12 protein-coding genes are annotated in these 19,054 nt (G+C 43.9%); 5 read left to right on the forward strand and 7 right to left on the reverse strand.

Features of this window, described 5'->3' with window-relative positions; genetic code table 11:
* Complete coding sequence (locus ABZD21_RS13010; RefSeq protein WP_372775462.1) at positions 1-2,631, forward strand: PKD domain-containing protein; 2,631 nt, start codon at positions 1-3, stop codon at positions 2,629-2,631.
* 79 nt (positions 2,632-2,710) lie between these two features.
* Here ABZD21_RS13010 and ilvA read toward each other — a convergent pair whose 3' ends face one another.
* The 4 genes from ilvA to ABZD21_RS13030 form a co-directional block, all read right to left on the reverse strand.
* Complete coding sequence (ilvA, locus tag ABZD21_RS13015) at positions 2,711-3,967, reverse strand: threonine ammonia-lyase (RefSeq protein ID WP_372775463.1); 1,257 nt, start codon at positions 3,965-3,967, stop codon at positions 2,711-2,713.
* A 112-nt stretch (positions 3,968-4,079) separates the two neighbouring features.
* Positions 4,080-6,008, reverse strand: a complete 1,929-nt coding sequence (locus ABZD21_RS13020; RefSeq protein ID WP_372775464.1) for an OmpA family protein — start codon at positions 6,006-6,008, stop codon at positions 4,080-4,082.
* A gap of 475 nt (positions 6,009-6,483) precedes the next feature.
* A complete protein-coding gene (locus ABZD21_RS13025; RefSeq protein WP_372775466.1) occupies positions 6,484-7,962 on the reverse strand; it encodes a hypothetical protein in 1,479 nt (492 codons plus the stop codon).
* Positions 7,963-8,309: 347 nt separating this feature from the next.
* A complete protein-coding gene (locus ABZD21_RS13030) occupies positions 8,310-10,499 on the reverse strand; it encodes a glutamine synthetase III (protein ID WP_372775467.1) in 2,190 nt (729 codons plus the stop codon).
* Between the two features lie 452 nt (positions 10,500-10,951).
* On the opposite strand from ABZD21_RS13030, the gene ABZD21_RS13035 reads away from it, so the two are divergent.
* From ABZD21_RS13035 to ABZD21_RS13045, 3 genes are read left to right on the forward strand one after another with little or no spacing between them, the layout of a single operon-like run.
* Complete coding sequence (locus tag ABZD21_RS13035; protein ID WP_372775468.1) at positions 10,952-12,304, forward strand: glutamine synthetase family protein; 1,353 nt, start codon at positions 10,952-10,954, stop codon at positions 12,302-12,304.
* A 51-nt stretch (positions 12,305-12,355) separates the two neighbouring features.
* Positions 12,356-13,399: a hypothetical protein gene (locus ABZD21_RS13040; RefSeq protein WP_372775469.1), complete on the forward strand. Its 1,044-nt coding sequence runs from the start codon at positions 12,356-12,358 to the stop codon at positions 13,397-13,399.
* Positions 13,400-13,401: 2 nt separating this feature from the next.
* Positions 13,402-14,250, forward strand: a complete 849-nt coding sequence (locus tag ABZD21_RS13045; protein ID WP_372775470.1) for an HAD-IIA family hydrolase — start codon at positions 13,402-13,404, stop codon at positions 14,248-14,250.
* A 14-nt stretch (positions 14,251-14,264) separates the two neighbouring features.
* On the opposite strand, the gene ABZD21_RS13050 is transcribed toward ABZD21_RS13045, so the two are convergent.
* Both ABZD21_RS13050 and ABZD21_RS13055 read right to left on the reverse strand, forming a co-directional pair.
* Positions 14,265-15,386 carry a histidinol-phosphate transaminase gene (locus ABZD21_RS13050; RefSeq protein WP_372775471.1) on the reverse strand — a complete coding sequence of 374 codons (1,122 nt, stop codon included), beginning with the start codon at positions 15,384-15,386 and terminating at the stop codon, positions 14,265-14,267.
* Between the two features lie 111 nt (positions 15,387-15,497).
* Positions 15,498-16,517 carry a glutamine synthetase beta-grasp domain-containing protein gene (locus tag ABZD21_RS13055; RefSeq protein WP_372775472.1) on the reverse strand — a complete coding sequence of 340 codons (1,020 nt, stop codon included), beginning with the start codon at positions 16,515-16,517 and terminating at the stop codon, positions 15,498-15,500.
* Positions 16,518-16,943: 426 nt separating this feature from the next.
* Between ABZD21_RS13055 and ABZD21_RS13060 the strand changes: the two genes are divergently transcribed.
* Positions 16,944-17,375 carry an FKBP-type peptidyl-prolyl cis-trans isomerase gene (locus ABZD21_RS13060; protein WP_372775473.1) on the forward strand — a complete coding sequence of 144 codons (432 nt, stop codon included), beginning with the start codon at positions 16,944-16,946 and terminating at the stop codon, positions 17,373-17,375.
* A gap of 129 nt (positions 17,376-17,504) precedes the next feature.
* On the opposite strand, the gene serS is transcribed toward ABZD21_RS13060, so the two are convergent.
* A complete protein-coding gene (gene serS, locus ABZD21_RS13065; protein WP_372775474.1) occupies positions 17,505-18,779 on the reverse strand; it encodes a serine--tRNA ligase in 1,275 nt (424 codons plus the stop codon).
* Positions 18,780-19,054: the final 275 nt, after the last annotated feature.

Raw genomic sequence — 19,054 nt, forward strand, 5'->3', positions numbered from 1 at the left:
ATGAAAAAGATAATTTGGTTATTCTGTTTGTTTGTCATTGCGATAAACATACAGGCACAAAATAAACTGACCACCTGGGAGTATTGGTTCGACAACGACTATACGACCTCGGTTGAGCAGGACATAGGACCATCCGAAACGATTTACATCAATCAAGTGATCGATGTTTCGGCTCTCCAATTCGGGCTGCACACACTCCATTCGCGTGTGAAGGACGAAAGAGGGATCTGGGGATCAGTGTCGTCCCGTTTTTTCGCCTTTTACCAGGGATCAGAAACTTCGACTCCCCGCGGAATCACCAAGCTCGAATACTGGTTCGACAACAAGCCGGATGAATCTCAGCCAGTGACATTCACTGCGGGCTCTCCTGTAAATATTGAAGAAATATTCGATGTGTCGGGACTTGGCTACGGCCTACACACGTTACATTTCCGCACGAAAGACGACCGCGGAATATGGGGACCAACAACCTCCAGATTCTTCTCTTATTATAGGGGATCGGCAACGCAAGAGACTGAAAAAATCACCCGGGTTCAGTATTGGCTCGACAATCGTTTCGATGAGGCTGTCAACACAGAGACCAGCCCAACCAACAGTTTGAAACTGGACGAATCGATCGACGTTTCAACACTAACTTACGGTCTGCACACCATTCATCACCGATTGATGGACGAGAGGGGAATTTGGAGCCCGGTGGTCTCGCGGTTCTTTTCTCATTACCCGGGATCCGGAACTCCAACATCACATCAGATTTCACAATATCAGTATTGGCTAAACGAGAATTTCGATGAAGCTGTAACAGAAAACCTGCCTGACGCGGAAGTTGTAGCACTGGACCAAATAAATGATGTCGCCTCTTTACGCGACGGACTGCACCGGTTAAACTTTCGCTTTCGCGAATCAAATGGCAAATGGGGATCTGTCGTCTCCCACTTTTTCACAAAGTATACCATTCCTCAACATTTCCCCGGCAATGAAATTGTAGCCTACCGGTATTGGATAGATGATGATCTGACGACCTTGCAAACCAAAGCTACAGAATCGCCTGATCAGGTTGTTATTTTAGATGAAGTATTGGACATTGACCAGCTTTCATCCGGAGAACACTTTCTGAATATTCAATTTCAGGATAAATCAGGAAGATGGAGTTCTGCTACAGGAGAAACAATTATCGTGGAACCTTCGCCTAACGCATCTCCTGAAGCCGACACTTTTGATAGCTGTCCGTTACAATCCATTCAATTTACAGCGAACGAGATCGACACTGACGAAATACTGTGGGAATTTGGCGATGGTGAAACTTCGGCCACTTTCAACCCAATCCACCATTACGAAATAGCAGGAAGTTATACCGTGAAAGTAACAGTAACCCATACGGCGACCGGAAAAACAAAGGAAATTCAACTAGTGGATCCGATTGTTATTCATGAAACCTATGATGTTACTAACGAACAGTCCATCTGCTCCAGAGAACTGCCCTACATTTTTGGCACGCAACAACTCGACGAAGCCGGAATTTACACGGAAACCTTCCAATCGATCTATGGTTGCGACAGTATTGTTACACTTCAGCTAATTGTAAAACCAGTTTACGAATCGACCGAAAGTAGAACTGTATGCTCCATTGAACTGCCAATTACTTTCGGCAGTCAAAGCATTAGTGCTGCAGGGCAGTATATTGAAACGCTTACTGCTGCTAATGGCTGCGATAGCCTAGCCACGTTGAACTTAAGCATCAAAGCAGTCAACAATCCCGAAATAAACGCCATCAATAACCAAATAGTTGATGAAGATAGTAGTCTGGAGATCAGCCTGACAGGAATAGATGACGGAGACGATTGCGCGACTGCACCGTTGCAATTTAGCCTGAGTCCGACAAATAACGAGCTGATTGAGTCGTACCAGATTGTTTACACAGATGGAGACAGTAGCGGAACGTTGAAACTTCAGCTCAAACCGGATGCCAACGGCCAAGCCGACTTGACTCTCACGTTGGAAAACACAGCTGAAGCCCTCCAAAACAGCGTCAATTTCAGCCTAAGCGTAAATCCGGTCAACGACCCACCAGTACTGCTACAAAGCCTAGCCGACCTTGCCTTTACGACTAGCGATAAGGTTCTGGCCAAGTACAGCTCCGAAATCGGAGTTGTGTTCAATGATGTGGATCTGAACGACCAACTCAGCCTGACCCTTACGCAAAGTAATGGTGCCGAACTACCATCGGGGATTATTTTCAGGAATGACTCGTTGCTGACTGTTGCCGGACAAGCAACAGCAGGTTGTTGGGATTTGAGACTTAGAGCTATCGACCTGACCGGTGCCGAAGCAAGTGATAGCTTTGAACTATGCCTGACTTTCCCAACCGGAACCGCGATCATTGAAACTGGCGGCAAACCAATTATCTACCCGAATCCAACCACAGGTAGAGCAATTGTACAAATGCCGCCCGGCAGGTATGCGAGCATACAAATGGCCGTTAGCGACATGCTGGGAACAGTACGAATCCAGCAAACGCTCGATTATTCACCTGAAATTCCGATTGACCTGAGTCAACTGCTGAATGGAAATTACATTGTCAGACTGCGATACGACGGAAAGGAGACGATTTTTCACCTCGTAATTTCTCACTAATTTTTTATCACAATTCAAAACGGGGCTGTCCATGAAGTGAAATTTGGACAGCCCCGTTTGATATTTCAGGCTAATTCTTTCAAATTAAATACTGGAACAAATCGGGTTTGTCGTTGACATATTCATAAATAAAGCCTTGTTCTTCCATGCGGTGCAAGAGGCCATCAAGGTCGTTTTTGTCTGCTAGTTCTATGCCAACGAAAGCCGGTCCTTTTTCACGACTATTCTTTTTCGAGTAGTCGAAGTGCGTGATATCGTCTTTGGGTCCCAGCACATTATCGATAAAATCGCGCAAAGCACCAGCCCGTTGCGGAAAACGAATAATGAAGTAATGCTTTAAGCCTTCGAAAAGCAACGAGCGTTCCTTAATTTCCTCGGTGCGGGTAATGTCGTTGTTACTTCCGGAAACAATACAGACTACATTTTTCCCTTTAATTTTATCGGCATAATAATCCAGTGCTGCAATCGACAACGCGCCGGCAGGCTCCACAACAATGGCATCGCGATTATAAAGCTCAAGAATTTTGGTACAAATACGCCCTTCGGGCACCAACACGATGTCGTCAACCACTTCCTGACAAATTTGAAAGGGCAAATCGCCAACTCGCTGAACGGCTGCACCATCAACAAACTTGTCGATTTTTTCAAGCGTTACGACTTCGCCTTTTTTTAGCGACTCAGACATGGAAGGAGCGCCAGCCGGCTCAACACCGATAATTTTCGTATTGGGGCTCACTTGTTTGAAATAACTACCGGCACCGGCAATTAGCCCACCTCCGCCAATCGGAATAAAAAGATAGTCGATCTGGCAAGTCGAATCCTGAATAATCTCCAAGGCAACAGTTGCCTGCCCTTCAATAATCAACGGATCGTCAAACGGGTGAATATAGGTTTTGCCGTTTTCCTCGCAATCCTTCCAGGCTTCGGCGCTGGCCTGATCGTAAGTGTCGCCGTGCAATACAATCTCAACAAACTGACGACCAAACATTTGCACCTGCTTAATTTTTTGTTTCGGTGTTGTTGTCGGCATATAAATCTTAGCCTGAATGCCCAACTTCCAACTTGAGTATGCCACTCCCTGAGCGTGATTTCCCGCACTGGCACACACGATACCATTCATCAATTGCTCCTCGGTTAAACTCTTAATCTTGTTAAAAGCTCCCCTGATCTTATAAGAACGAACATTCTGTAAATCTTCCCGCTTCAACAAAACCCGGGCGCCAAATTGCTCCGACAAGGCCAGGTTCTCCATTAAAGGAGTCGCTGAAAGTACCTCGTTGATTGTCAACTTTGCGCGATTTATTGATTGTAAGGTTGGGAAATATTTTTCGGCCATAATACACTGCTTTTTCAATAACTATTTTCTGACTTATTCTGCAAAAGTAGAAGCTTTCGCGAACAAACGAGTCAATGCGACAGCATTCATATCGAAGGGGGACGATAATTTTTTATTCCGTCTTCTCTGGCTCAAATTTTTCCTGGTAATCGGTTGAAAGCACCCGGAATTCGGTGCGTCGATTTATCGACTTGGCAATTTCCTGTTCATCGGCAGCTAGTCGGTTGATATACGCCTCGGTTAGCTCGTCATTCCGTTTCATGAATTCGTATTGACGCGCCAATGCCCGGGTAACTTTTTTCGGCCAGGTTTCGCCGTATCCTTTGGCGACCAATCGATCCGGATTGATCCCTCTTTGAATTAAATAATCGACTGCTGCCTGTGCCCGCTTCTGGCTAAGGTCGAAGTTGAACTGATCCGAGCCCACATGGTCGGTATGCGACATCAGCTCGATCGTGATAGTTGGGTTCAGTTCTAAAATTTGCACTACGCTATCTAATGAACTTTTCGATCCTTCATTCAGCTCCCAGGCACCAAAAGCGTAACTAATGTTTTCCACTTTTATTGGCGCATCGGTTGGTGTGAGGTATAGGTTTACATTAAAATCCTTGCTGTCGGTCAGACCTATGGTGGTCTCCCGAACTTTATCATTGAGGTAACCATCGCGATAGGCCGCAAAAACATAGTCGGTTTCCGGATTCAGTTTCACTTGAAATTTTCCGTCGTTTGCCCGCATTCGCAGATTTGTTCCATCGGTAGCAATTACCCGCACCCGAGCTCCGTCAATCCGTTGACCTGTTTCTTTATCAAATATTTCTCCGGTTATTCGGTATACTTTCGGAGGTAAATAGAAGGAATAAATATCATCGGATCGAGAGCCCTTTCGGTTGGAGGCAAAAAATCCGCGCAGGTTTTCCTCGTTAACGAAACTCATACCAAAATCGTCGCCGGAAGAGTTAACGGGTACCTGCAAATTCTCGATCTCCCATTTTCCGACCTCATTTTTTGTAGCTCTAAAAATATCGAGTCCCCCCATCCCGGGATGGTAATCGGATGAGAAGTAAAGATTTCCTTCCCAATCGGCCGACGGAAAAACTTCGTTGCCCGGCGTGTTGATTTCGGGACCCAAATTAACCGGTTTTGAAAACGAATTGCCGTCGCGTGAGGCCATCCAAATATCGGTACCTCCAAGTCCACCTGGCCGGTCAGACGCAAAATAGAGAGTATTCGCGTCGGGCGAAAAAGCAGGATGAGCAGCAATCAAATCATCGTCGGCCAAAGGCACCAAAACCGGTTCCGACCAATTTCCGCGCGACATGCGAGCAGCAAACAAACTCGCTCCCATATCTTTCATTTTATCAAAGCGGCACCGCGTAAAAACCATCAGGTCGCCATCGGGAGAAATAGCTGCGGCACCTTCATCCTCATCAGTGTTGATAATCCCGTTTTCATCAATCAATTCCGGCTCCGACCATTTTTGCTTTTGCAACTGAAACTCGGAACGAAATAAGCTACCAAATGGCTGTCCGGTGATGGAACTGATTCGCTTTCCTCCGGCATCACTTTCACGCATGGAAGACAAGATGACTTCGTTATCGCGACCAGCCAGAAAAACAGCCGAATAATCACTATACTTCGAACTCAGCTCACGAACCGGAGCGACAATAAAACGGGTGGGATTTTTCTCCCACTCGGGTACAAACCGACAGGCTTCGAGGCCCCTTTTCGCTTGTTCATCGTCGGGAAACAACCCCAGGTATTGCTCATAGAAAACTATTGCTTCGTCAAAATTCTGATAGGCACGCAAACAATCGGCACATTTCAGAATAGCCGTTTGGTCCGGATGATTCCGTCGGATCGCGTTCTTATACCAAATGGCGGCACGACCATATTCGCCTAACTTTCGGTAGGCCTCAGCCATTTGGTAGGCCATTTCCAATCGATGCTGAGGATCTTTGTCTTTGCGGTAGGCGCGTCGGTATTTCTCGGTAGCCCGATAATATTCACCCATTTCGTACGACCCCACACCAGAACGATACATTTTTTTGGATGTACACGCGCTAAAAACCATCAGAAAGATGAATAAGGACAGACGAACAACAGTAGCAGGCTTCATGAAATAATGACTGATTAAACGCTAAAGTAAGCATTTTTTATACGTAAGGAAAAACGCAAAATTCGGGAATAAAGTATTGTGCTGCCTACTTTTCTTCATCGAACATGGGCAAGAACAAAGCCCCACAAGAACCAATTCGCCGGTAGCCGGAAAACAATTGAGGGCTTGACTTTAAGTCAAACCCTCAATCCTAGGCTCCAATGCACTTTCTGCCGCACATGTCAAATTAAACTCAACGCGAAAGGATTGGCTCGGGAGCCGGGCTAATTCGTTTATTCATAACTTCAAATTTTCCGTCAATTGCCGAAGACGAATTGGCATTATTGCAACGAAGAACTGCAATGAATTGCCCGTTGACGCACACATCATATTCACATTTTATTATAGGCAGTACTTTCTTTCATAATTTAAGCTTCAATCTATAAAGATTGTCTGAATTTATCAATTCATTCCAATGAAGTTTTAAAACTGGATTAAATTCAAAATCTCCATTTTGTTTTTCATAAACCCAAACAAAATCTCGGTCAGCAAGAATAATTTTTTCTGATCGTAAACGAAGTCCATAAGAACGTGCCTGCAAAAATGCTTCTTCTAATTGCTTGTCAGAACTGACAGAATATTTTGCTTCCAGAATAATTTTGGCCTTTTCTTTTCCTTTCGATGAACTTGCCAGGATTGCATAATCAGGATAATATTTGGTTTGTCGTCCCATCCTAATTGGTAATTGACGAATCCAATCATTCTCGTTGAAATTCAAGTCTTTCAATAACGGCTCAATTAACTGTATTTCTACATCTCTTTCATTCTCAATTTTATCAAACCCCCTTTCATAAACAGGCAATTTTGGCAAATCATTTATTGATTGTCCTTTTATTTCAATCATTTTAAGCAATTCCGAAAACTCAACAGTTGTCAATGGTTTTCCATTTAAACCTTGCATATTAGCTCTTACAGTCGAGTTCCCCCTAAAAATGGGATTGTCCTTTAGTTCCTGAAATGTTATATGTTTTATTTTTTGTGGAAATCCGACTTTTACTCCATAATAATAATGTGAAAATGGGTCGATAAAACTATCATCAATCGCACGCCAAATAGAATGAATATACTTTCTTGGACTAAGACAATACATCAATACTAAATCTCCTTTTTTAATTTTTAAACCTCCTGCTCCCCAGGTATTTGTTGACTGATTACTTGAGTTGTCTAAAAATTCAAAGTCCGGATTATCTTTTTCTTGAGCGAATCCTGCACCTGCACCTAAGAAATAAACTCTTGAAGGTTTTGGCAGTTCAGTTTCTTCAATTTTCTCTAAACTTTCAATTCCGAAACAATACAAAAATGCGGGGAATTCTGCGGCTGGAATATTATGTCTTATTCTAAACATATGCAGTGTTTCACAAATTTCAAAATAAAACCAGGCTCTTTGTTCTTGACTGTTTCTATTTGGATTTGGAGGTAGGGTAATTCCGAAGTTTTCACATAAAATCAAAAAGTCTGAATAATTGTCCTTGGTGAAATAGTATGGTAAAAAGTAGTTCGGAAAACGGTGATACAAAGCAGTTGAAAAAGCACCAATAAAATTAAAAAACCAATTGTATTTTACTTGCTCTTCTTCAACAATTGGGCTTATTGCAATCTCATTAAAAAGATTTTTTGCATCATTAAAATCATTTATTTTACCATTTTCCAACTCTTCAAATAATTCTTTATATGGATAAAATTTCTCAAGTTTATCGTTTTCATCCAAAAATTCAACCATAAGCTCAAATTCAAATTTTAAAGAAAGATTTTCAATGTTTTCCATTCCAAACATTAGTAATTCAGTCTTTCCTTTTTCTGAATGCTTATATAAATTCCAAATATATTCTGTGAATTTCATGGTTCAATCGGTCTTTTATTACTACTCACAACATTTCAACTGTATGTACCAGTAAACATCCCCCACAATTAACGGGGCAAATTTCACCTTGCCAATTTATCAATTCTATTTTACAAAAGGTCGAAGTAAGTTGAAGAGTCTGCACAATTAGTTCATACCGGGTGGTTGCTTTAATGGACTGAGCGACCTCGAGGCCCCCGGTTAATAGCCGCAAAAATCAAGGGCGAACCAATTCGCCGGTAGCCGGAAAACAATTGAGGGCTTGACTTAAAGTCAAACCCTCAATCCTAGGCTCCAATTCTTGTTTTTATCATTAACCGGGTGACGCAGGTCAGCCGGTCAAAAGGCTATTTCACGAACAACAATTCGCGATATTTTGGCAAGGGCCACAACTCATTGTCAACAGCCAATTCCAATTTATCGATGTGATAACGGATTTCATCCAAAAACGGGAAAACCGAATCTTCATATGCTTTTGCCTTTTCAGCCGAATTTTCAATAACATTCGCCAATTTACGGGCTTCAACCATTTCTTTAACTTTCAGCTTAATGGTTGAAATATGTCCGCCAATATCCCGAATCAGCTCCAATCTGCCGGCAGCCAGCGAATCAAATTCTTTGGCCGGAAATACTTCTTTCATCAACTTTACATTCTGAAGCAATGTTGTTTGATACTGAACAGCTGTTGGAACAATGTGATTGATAGCCAAATCGCCCAACACCCGTGCCTCGATCTGCACCTTCATGGTGTATTTTTCGTACTCCACTTCGGCACGGCTTTCCAGTTCATTTTTGGTCAGCACTTCGGTTGCAGCAAACAAATCAACGACATCCTTCCGGATAAAAGCAGAGATTGCCTCCGGCACACTTTTCACATTACTCAATCCGCGTTTTTCAGCCTCTACAACCCACTCTTCGCTATAACCATTTCCATCAAAGCGGATGTTTTTGGTCTCAACAATCAGGCGTTTCAACACCTGAAAAATTGCCTCGTCCTTTTTTACTCCCTTTTCAATCAGGCCTTCAACTTCATTTTTAAAATTCGTCAACTGGGCAGCCATGGCTGCATTTAAGGCAATCATGGAAGCAGCACAGTTTGCCGATGAGCCGACTGCACGGAACTCAAAACGGTTTCCGGTGAAGGCAAACGGCGACGTCCGGTTACGATCGGTGGTGTCAAGAATAATTTCCGGGATACGCCCGATATTCAATTTCAAAGCCGTTTTTTCGTCGGGAGTCATTTTACGGTCAACCACAGCGGTTTCCATCAGGTCGAGCATCTTGCTCACTTCGGTGCCAAGAAAAACAGACAGGATTGATGGTGGAGCTTCATTTGCACCCAAACGATGCGCATTACTTGCCGACATGATACTTGCCCGCAACAAATCCTGATGGTCGAAAACTGCTTTCAGCGTATTCACGACAAAGGTCAGGAACTGTAAATTACTTTTCGGATTCTTCCCCGGAGAATACACATTCACTCCGGTGTTTGTGGTCAACGACCAGTTATTGTGTTTTCCGGAGCCGTTAACTCCCGCAAAAGGTTTTTCGTGAAATAAAACCATGAACTTATGACGACGGGCAATCTTCTTCATGATGTCCATCAGCAACTGGTTATGATCGTTCGCCAGGTTGGCTTCCTCGAAAATTGGAGCAACCTCAAACTGATTGGGAGCAACCTCATTATGACGGGTTTTCACCGGAATTCCAAGCTTATAGGCTTCGTTCTCCAAATCCTCCATAAATCGGTACACCCGGGTTGGAATAGAGCTAAAATAGTGATCGTCCAACTGCTGATCCTTCGAAGAAGCATGTCCCATCAATGTCCGTCCGGTAAGTACCAGGTCAGGGCGAGCAACAAACAATGCCTCATCAATCAGGAAATATTCCTGCTCCCAGCCCAGATTTGCCGACACTTTCGTCACCGTTTTATCAAAAAACTGACAAACTTCAGTCGCCGCTTTATCCACCGCGTTTAAAGCTCGCAAGAAAGGCGTTTTATAATCTAATGCCTCTCCGGTGTATGAGATGAAAACAGTGGGAATACATAAGGTTCCGTCCACAATAAATGCCGGAGACGAAGCGTCCCACGCCGTATAACCACGTGCTTCGAAGGTTTGGCGGATACCTCCGCTGGGGAACGACGAGGCATCAGGCTCTTGCTGGGCAAGTAGTTTACCCGAAAAAGCCTCAACAACTCCACCATCTTCTCCATTCACGATAAACGCATCATGCTTTTCTGCAGTGCCGTCCGTTAACGGATGAAACCAGTGCGTGTAATGTGTCGCTCCGTTTTCAGTTGCCCAGGCCTTCATGCCCTGTGCAACCTGATCGGCCATTTTCCGGTCAATCGGCGCACTGTTGTCAACCGCATCATAAACTGCTTTGTATGCTTCTTTCGACAGATATTTCTTCATTTTTGGCCGGTCGAAAACTTTTACGCCAAAATAATCGGAGGTAAGGTTGTGCTCCCGATGAACTTGCAGTGGTTCACGTGCAAGGACTTCATCTAAAGCCTTGAATCTAAATACAGCCATTTTTAGTTTTTCAAAAATTAAGGTTTCAGATCTTCTATTTTAATAAAACCCGCGGCTCGCTTTGAGCTTAGGATTTTTTAAACACCGCCCAAATAGGGCCAACGAAATAATCCCGCGAAAATTCCGCAGATCAAAATTAGATCTTTTTTTCCTTTATACCTTCCTTTCAAACGCAATTTGTCGTCAAAAACTCAGATTTTCACAACACCCCTCCAATCAAAAATACCCCTTGCGAAGAAAAAGCAGCTGTTTCCAAAGTCAAAGCCAAAATAAAGCCAACGACTTTGCCATTTTGCTCAACAAACATTCTGTTGTTATTTTTCTAATCAAATTGTCGTAAAATCAAAGAAAGCAGCCTATTTACCGGATATTTCGTCAAACATTCTTTTAATCCTAAGTCGTTATGTGTAATTTAATATCTTCGTATTCCTTAAGTTGAAAGAAAAGAGTAGATGGGAAAACTTGAAATTATAAAAAAGTTAGAAGAAGCGGGACATCAAAAAATCAGATTTGCCATTTGCGATATCGACGGAATACTCCGATCGAAAACCCTGCTGCTGGAAAAATTTAAAGAAATAACCGAAAAAAGCACCGGCTTCTGCGATGTTGTTTTTGGGTGGGATGCCAATGATGTATGCTACGACAACGTAGAGATGACAGGATGGCACACCGGCTATCCGGATAAAAAAGCGAACATCGACCTGGACAGCTTTCGCCATGTTCCGTGGGACGACAACATCCCCTATTTCCTTGGCGACTTTGCACATGACGATGCCGTAACCGCCTGTCCAAGAAGCTTATTGAAACGAATTCGCCAGCAATCCACCGACGCAGGATTCACCGCTGTTTTCGCACAGGAGTTTGAGTGGTTCAACTTCCTGGGAACGCCCAACGAACTTGAAGCCGGAAACTATCAAAACCTACAACCGATTACGCCGGGCATGTTTGGCTACTCACAGCTACGCCCTTCACTTAATCGCGATTATTTCAATGAACTGTTTGATTTATTGTTCCAATTCAATATCCCGCTGGAATCGCTACATACCGAGACCGGCCCCGGAGTTTATGAAGCGGCAATTCGCTACGACGAAATTTTAGAGGCTGCCGACAAAGCGACCTTGTTTAAATCTGCCGTAAAGGAAATTGCCTACCGACATGGTATAATGGCAAGTTTTATGGCCAAGTGGAACGCCAATCTTCCGGGTTGCAGCGGTCACATTCATCAGAGTTTGTGGAATGCAGATCGCAGTAAAAACCTGTTCTACTCCGGTAACGAGGACAAACCGATGAGTCCGATAATGGAAAGCTACCTGGCGGGTCAATTGCATTGTTTGCCCGAATTATTGCCAATTTATGCTCCAACCATAAACAGCTATAAACGCTTGCGCGACGGAGCATGGGCACCAACAACAGTAACCTGGGGCTACGACAACCGCACCACTGCTGTAAGGGTACTAAATGGTGACGAAAAATCAACCCGTCTCGAAATGCGTGTCGCCGGATCAGACACCAACCCCTATCTGGCAATGGCCGCTTCGTTGGCATCGGGCTTATACGGAATCCGGATGGGATTAAAACTTGAAAACCCTGCCGTGATAGGAAATGCCTATGCCAGGCAGGACGTAACCAAGCTTCCTTCAAACCTGCTGGACGCGACCAAGCAAATGGCTCAATCAGCTCTGGCCAACGAACTGTTGGGTGAAGGGTTTACGGCTCATTTTACAAAGACACGTGAGTGGGAATGGCGCGAGTTTGGCAAAGCGGTTACCAACTGGGAACTAAAACGTTATTTCGAGATTATTTAACAGAAAAAAGAGCAACCCGGCTGTTCAGCCCGGATTTATTAGTGCTTAACAATGGAGAAAATAGACAACTATCATATTATCAGACAGGCCTGGAAGGAATTTGACGACCGGCATGAAATCAAGGGCATCTTTGACGTAAGTGCGCACGTATCAACCAATTCAGTTTACAAGGTCTCTTTTTACGATCGGCAACCGGTTTTTGCAAAGCTCTCCGACTACGGAAAATTTGAGCATTTCAAAGAGGATCATATCATCATAAACAACCTTGCGAACAACCTCGAAATTCCATATGAAAATTTCCTGGCGCAATCATTGGTTAAAAGAAACGATCTTTTTATCTATCGCTATTATGCACAAGATCGATGTGCCTGGGTCGTATTCTACAACCCCATCAAAGTAAAAGCGAAGTTACCCCGTCGGCTTGAAGACAGACAAGTAAAAAAAATGGGCCGCGAACTGGCTCGCTTTCACAAAGCCTGTTACAACATTAGTGCTCAACTTCCGATCGCTTCGAAAAGCGTGGTAACCGACATCCACCAGCTTCAAAAAACGATTCGCGAACAGAAATTCTGCGCAAAACCAGATCAAAAGGACTTGATTTTACACCAATGTAACATCTTCCTTGAAAATGCCGACCACTACAACTACATGACTGAAATAGAAACGATTCCGGTTTTTGTGGATTGGAATATCGGGAACTTTTCGGTTACCGCCGAAGGAAAATTCTACTCGCGCTGGGACTACGACTGGTTCCGTATTTCGAGTCGCGTGATGGACTTCTACTTCTTCAGCCGCGTTTGTTCCGACATTGGCGATCGAACTGTTTTCAGCTACATGATTAATCCGCTCATGGAAGATCGGTTTATCATGTTTTTAAAGGAATATCATCGAATTTACCCACTTACAGAACCCGAAGTAAGATTAATAAAGGAGTGTTACCGATTTTTCATCCTTAACTATGTGATCAAGGATGGTCCCTATTTCTTTCAACAATCCTATACCTATAAATTACAGAAAGAAGCTTACGAGTCGTACTTTCCAACAATCGAAACTAACTTTCAGGTTGAAAAACTATTGCGCGCCCTAAAACTCTAAATATGAAGACAAAAGAATTTAAAACAATTGCTACAAAATATAAAACCATTTTTTTTGATGCGTTTGGTGTATTGAAAAATCATAAAGGAATCATTCCTGGGATTGAACGAACCTTTGAGTTTTTAGATGAAAAAGGCATCAACTATTTCGTGGTAACCAACGATTCGTCCCGCGGTCCTGAAGGCCTTGCTGACGGATACATCCGACGGGGCATTAAGAATATAACACCCGATAAAATCATCTCGTCGGGTATGCTTGCCCGCGATTGGCTCTCGCTAAAAGTGAAAGAAGGAGTGGTCGCATATCTGGGTACGGGCGACTCGGCTCATTACATTGAAACAGCCGGTTTGGAAACCCTACCGATCCGGGATATCGACCTGGACGATATTGACCACATCAAATGCCTGGTTTTTCTTGACGATGAAGGTTTCGACTGGAATCAGGACATCAACAAGGTGATCAACCTGCTGCGAAAACGCAACATGCCCGTTGTTGTCGCCAACACCGACATCCACTATCCGGTTAGTAAGAACGATGTTGCAGTTGCCATTGGTGGCATTTCGGATCTGGTAGAGGAAGTGCTTGGAAAGAAATTTATTCGCTTTGGAAAGCCCGATGCGCAAATGTTCATGTTTGCCTACGAACGTGCCTGTGAAGTAAAACCTCTGAAACGAAACGAAATCCTAATGGTTGGCGACACCTTATACACCGATATTATAGGCGGAAACAAATTTGGGATGGACACCGCTTTGGTTCTGTCAGGAAACACGCTCCCCGACATGGCTAAAGTACGTATAAGCGGCTCGGGTATCATCCCGAACTACATTTGCGAGTCGGCCATAATTTCGTAAACAACCTGCCGGGACTAAATGAAATCGCGACTGATTTCGGCCAGCGCCCGGGCAAGTTTTTCATCGTTTGCTTCGCCTTGCGAGGCCACCCGAATATGGTAGTGATCGAGTCCGATTTTATTGGAACAATCTCTCACATACAACCCGTATTCTTCAAGTAGACGCATTTGCAAATCCAGCGCTTTCATTCCAAAGTTTATGCGAATCAGGATGAAATTGCTGCCGGTTGCGTATATCTTGTAGCCATCAAGCGTTTTCAATTTGCTGTACATCAGCCGCACATCGGCCACCACCTGCCGAACCGACTGCTGGTATTCCAGATCTGTTCGGGGAAGCATCAACAGGAAATATTCGGCAATGGTATTAATATTCCAGACTGGCAAAACCTGCCGGAGTGTTTGAATAAATCCCTCATTCGCCGTACAACAATACCCCAGTCGCAATCCGGGCACACCACAGTGTTTGCTCATACTGCGTACGACAATCACGTTCGGAAATTCGTCCAGAAAAGGCATCAACGAGGGATGCTCCACGCCGCTGAAATCGATAAATGATTCGTCGAGAATAATGACATCAAGATGAGCCATCCGCGCCAAAAATGCTTTCAACTCGTCCAAACCAATAAACTGCCCGGTTGGATTTCCAGGATTTATAATCAATGCTGAAGAAATCGCATTGACATCAATCCAGTCTCCGAACTCATTCAAATTAAGCTGATAGTCATCCCCGACTGGAAGTTGAAACAATCGGGCACTATTTGTATCGCGCAGTTTTTCCAGGTATTCGCTAAAAGTTGGAATAGGGATGGCAATGTCCCTGATCAGTTCCTTTTCGATCAGTGTAATCAATTCAGTCGCGCCATTCCCCAAAATCAGGTATTCCGGATTAATTTTTAAAACCTGTGCAAGCTGCTCACGAGCCAGGCGAGGGTTGCTGGATGGATACGCTTTAATGATTTCAGGGATCTTTGCCAACAATTCATCCATCATCTCCGGTGTTGGATAGTACGGATTGGCAATAAAACAGAAGTCGACCAATTGGCTAACGATTTCCGGTTCTACAAGATCGACTAGGGCAGGAGAGTGAGTTGTTTCCAGAAAAAGATCTCTTTTAACCGGAAATTTGATGTCTGGCATGGTTTAAAAATTTCTGCAAAAGTAAGCATAATTCGTCCTTTCAGATATTCAAAAACAAAAAAAAAGCTGCTCAAAAAAAGAGCAGCTTTCTATATTGTATCAATTCAATGATTACATTTTAGCCATCGCCTTGTGTGTTGTTTTAATGATAACAGCAGCGATTTTGTATGGGTCACCGTTTGATGCAGGACGACGGTCTTCGATACGACCTTTCCAACCATCTTCTACGGTTCCAACAGGGATACGCAATGAACATCCGCGGTCAGAAACACCATAGCTGAAGTCTGTAATTGAAGCTGTTTCGTGAAGACCAGTCAAACGTTGGTCGTTATCAGCTCCGTAAACAGAGATATGCTCTTCAATGTGCTTACCAAACTCTTCACAAATTGCATCGAACACTTTCTTATCGCCACAAGTTCTCATCAAACCGTTAGAGAAGTTCGCGTGCATACCAGATCCGTTCCAGTCGGCAAACTTACCAAGTGGTTTCGGATGCCAGTCAACCCAAACACCGTATTTCTCAGCCGTTCTTTCCAGAAGGTAACGAGCAACCCAGATTTCATCACCTGCGTTGTGTGCCCCTTTAGCAAAGATTTGGAATTCCCACTGTCCTGTTGCTACTTCAGCGTTGATTCCTTCAACATTCAGACCAGCCTCCAAACAAAGATCAAAATGCTCTTCAACGATTTCACGTCCGAACATAAATTTAGCACCTACACCGCAATAGTATGGCCCTTGTGGTGCTGGATATCCGTTTACAGGGAAACCAAGTGGCTTGTTAGTTTCAGAATCCATCAGGAAGTACTCTTGTTCGAAACCGAACCAGAAATCTTCATCTTCTTCAGTGATAGTAGCACGACCATTCGATGAGTGTGGAGTTCCGTCTGGTAACAATACTTCAGTCATTACTAAATAAGCATTCTTGCGAGCTGGATCCGGGAAAAGTGCAACTGGCTTCAACAAAAGGTCAGAGCTTCCGCCTTCAGCTTGCTCAGTTGAAGAACCATCGAACGACCACACCGGGCAGTCTTCCAATTTTCCGCTGAAATTAGTTGCAATTCTTGTTTTAGCCCTTAAACTCTGGGTTGGCTTGTACCCATCCAGCCAGATATACTCCAATTTTGTCTTCATCGTGTTACAAATTATAAGTTAATGATATATTTTTCTTAGAATTTAATGTCAAAAATAGAATAGAGCGGCAAATCTATAAATAAAATAAGCTGTTAAAAATGAAAGTTAATAAAAACTTCATATTATTTTTTGATTCGCGAATCACCCCTCCACCCCAAAGGGGGCAGGCGACCAAAATTACAAATTTCCCGGAAAGTTCATCTGTTTTTTACAGGATATCGAATAATTTTTATCTGGAATATTGCCAGACTACCCCAAAAACCGACACCCTCACCGTTCGAAAAAACCTGCAAACACTGGCTATGCACAGTATTCAAGACTCTTACAGCAATCTGTCCGCCAAAAACCTCCCTGCACTAAAAATCGTCTTTCAATTATTAAATCATTAGCCTACTTTTGCCCTGCAACCCTAATTTACCTATCAAAATGGCAAAGCGCGAATCAAAAAACAACCACAAAGGAGCGGCCGGTCATCACCGGAGACTGGGTGAAGATTTTCTAGCCCGGAACAAGCAAAAAGAAGGCATTATTGAAACGGCAAGTGGCTTACAACATCAGATTGTTGAACAAACCGATGGCCCCCGACCTGACGCCTATTGCACTGTTCGGATTCACCAACGCGCACAATTACTCGATGGCAAACTACTGGAAGACACCTATCGCCTAAACAAACCCGATGAAGCTGTTTTAAACGAAATGATTGACGGATTACAGGAAGGGCTGCAACTGATGAGTGCGGGTAGCAGATATAAATTCTGGGTCCCCTCAGAGCTCGCCTGGGGCAAAAAAGGAAGCTCAAACAAAATCCCTCCGTTTGCAGTACTCGCTTTTGACATCCGGCTGGTTGAAATCTGCTAAGGCAGAAGAATTGCGATCGGTGAACCAGTCGCCGCAAAAGAGGGACCGAAAATTTCAGGTTCGAAAATTTCGAAACAAAAAAAAAGGCCGCCCTTCGGACAGCCTTCAATCTCAATATCGAAAATTCAATTATTTTATCCTATCGAACCCGCAGAACGGAACCAGCACTTCAGGCACTTTAATCCCTTCGGGGGTTTGGTTGTTCTCGAGTAAAGCCGCCACAATGCGGGGCAGAGCCAGCGCACTTCCGTTCAAGGTATGCGCGACCACCGGTTTTTTAGTTTGCTCGTCGCGATAACGCAACTTTAGTCGGTTAGCCTGGAATGATTCGAAATTAGACACCGAACTCACCTCCAGCCACTTTTCCTGCGCAGCAGAGTACACTTCGAAATCGTAGGTTAAAGCTGAGGTGAAGCTCATATCACCTCCGCACAAACGAAGAATGCGGTATGGTAATCCCAGTTTCTGAACCAGTCCTTCAACATGAGCGACCATTTCATCCAGAATTCCGTAGCTCTGCTCCGGATGAGCCACTTGCACAACTTCCACTTTATCGAACTGATGCAGGCGATTCAATCCACGAACATCTTTGCCGTACGATCCGGCTTCGCGACGGAAGCAGGCACTGTAAGCTGTATTTTTCATTGGCAGATCTTTCGCGTCAACAATCACATCGCGATAAAGATTCGTTACCGGAACTTCGGCTGTTGGAATCAGATAAAGGTTATCTTCGGTTACATGATACATCTGCCCTTCTTTGTCGGGCAACTGACCAGTACCAAATCCACTATCTTCGTTTACCATCAGCGGAGGTTGAATTTCGAGATAACCGGCTTTTTCCGCTTCATTCAAAAAGAAATTGATCAAAGCGCGTTGCAGGCGCGATCCTTTTCCTTTATAAACCGGAAAACCGGCTCCTGTTAGTTTCACACCCAACTCAAAATCGATAATGTCGTATTTTGAAGCCAACTCCCAGTGAGGCAGTTTCGAATCGCCCAGATCAGGAATGTCGCCGACAGTTTTCACCACCACATTGTCTTCCGGAGTTCTTCCTTCGGGAACAATATCGGCGGGCAAGTTAGGCAGCTGCACCTGTAACTGAAACACCTGCTCGTCAATTTGGGCAAACTCATCATCGAGCTGCTTGATACTGTCTTTCAATTCCGTCGTTCTCTCCTTGGCCGCGTTGGCTTCGGCTTGCTTACCTTCGCGAAACAGCTGACCGATTTCCTTCGAGAGTTTATTCATTTCGGCCTTCACCTGATCGGCTTGAACCTGGATTTCGTTTTTCTTTTTATACAGCCCGCTGATTTGTCCAACGATATCGGCAGCGTTAAAATTTTTCTTTTTCAGTTTTTCGATAACCAACTCCGGGTTTTCCTGAATAAAACGTAAGTTGAGCATAGGACGTGATTTTTTATAATGTCTTTGTCGTCATGTTCCCCTTGTTATCCTTGTTTCGTCAACAATGACGCTCCTTGATAACGACGAGGCCGATGAAAACGGTAGCTTTTTTTGCTTGGCAAATGTATAAAATAAAAAATCTCCTGCCTCAAACAAGACAGGAGATTCTCAATACGTATTTTATAATCGTCTTAGTTTGCTGCGACTTCCACTACGGGTTCAACAGACACATACGATTTGTTGTCTCTTTTCTTTCTAAAAACAACAGTTCCATC

The organism is Mangrovibacterium sp., from assembly GCF_041596335.1.
Taxonomy (GTDB): Bacteria; Bacteroidota; Bacteroidia; order Bacteroidales; family Prolixibacteraceae; genus Mangrovibacterium.

Bases quoted from the DNA above. Each gene is read 5' to 3' on its own strand.
- ABZD21_RS13010 (WP_372775462.1), top strand. From the start codon at position 1: ATGAAAAAGATAATTTGGTTATTCTGTTTGTTTGTCATTGCGATAAAC.
- ilvA (WP_372775463.1), bottom strand. From the start codon at position 3,967: ATGGCCGAAAAATATTTCCCAACCTTACAATCAATAAATCGCGCAAAG.
- ABZD21_RS13020 (WP_372775464.1), bottom strand. From the start codon at position 6,008: ATGTATCGTTCTGGTGTGGGGTCGTACGAAATGGGTGAATATTATCGG.
- ABZD21_RS13025 (WP_372775466.1), bottom strand. From the start codon at position 7,962: ATGAAATTCACAGAATATATTTGGAATTTATATAAGCATTCAGAAAAA.
- ABZD21_RS13030 (WP_372775467.1), bottom strand. From the start codon at position 10,499: ATGGCTGTATTTAGATTCAAGGCTTTAGATGAAGTCCTTGCACGTGAA.
- ABZD21_RS13035 (WP_372775468.1), top strand. From the start codon at position 10,952: ATGGGAAAACTTGAAATTATAAAAAAGTTAGAAGAAGCGGGACATCAA.
- ABZD21_RS13040 (WP_372775469.1), top strand. From the start codon at position 12,356: ATGGAGAAAATAGACAACTATCATATTATCAGACAGGCCTGGAAGGAA.
- ABZD21_RS13045 (WP_372775470.1), top strand. From the start codon at position 13,402: ATGAAGACAAAAGAATTTAAAACAATTGCTACAAAATATAAAACCATT.
- ABZD21_RS13050 (WP_372775471.1), bottom strand. From the start codon at position 15,386: ATGCCAGACATCAAATTTCCGGTTAAAAGAGATCTTTTTCTGGAAACA.
- ABZD21_RS13055 (WP_372775472.1), bottom strand. From the start codon at position 16,517: ATGAAGACAAAATTGGAGTATATCTGGCTGGATGGGTACAAGCCAACC.
- ABZD21_RS13060 (WP_372775473.1), top strand. From the start codon at position 16,944: ATGGCAAAGCGCGAATCAAAAAACAACCACAAAGGAGCGGCCGGTCAT.
- serS (WP_372775474.1), bottom strand. From the start codon at position 18,779: ATGCTCAACTTACGTTTTATTCAGGAAAACCCGGAGTTGGTTATCGAA.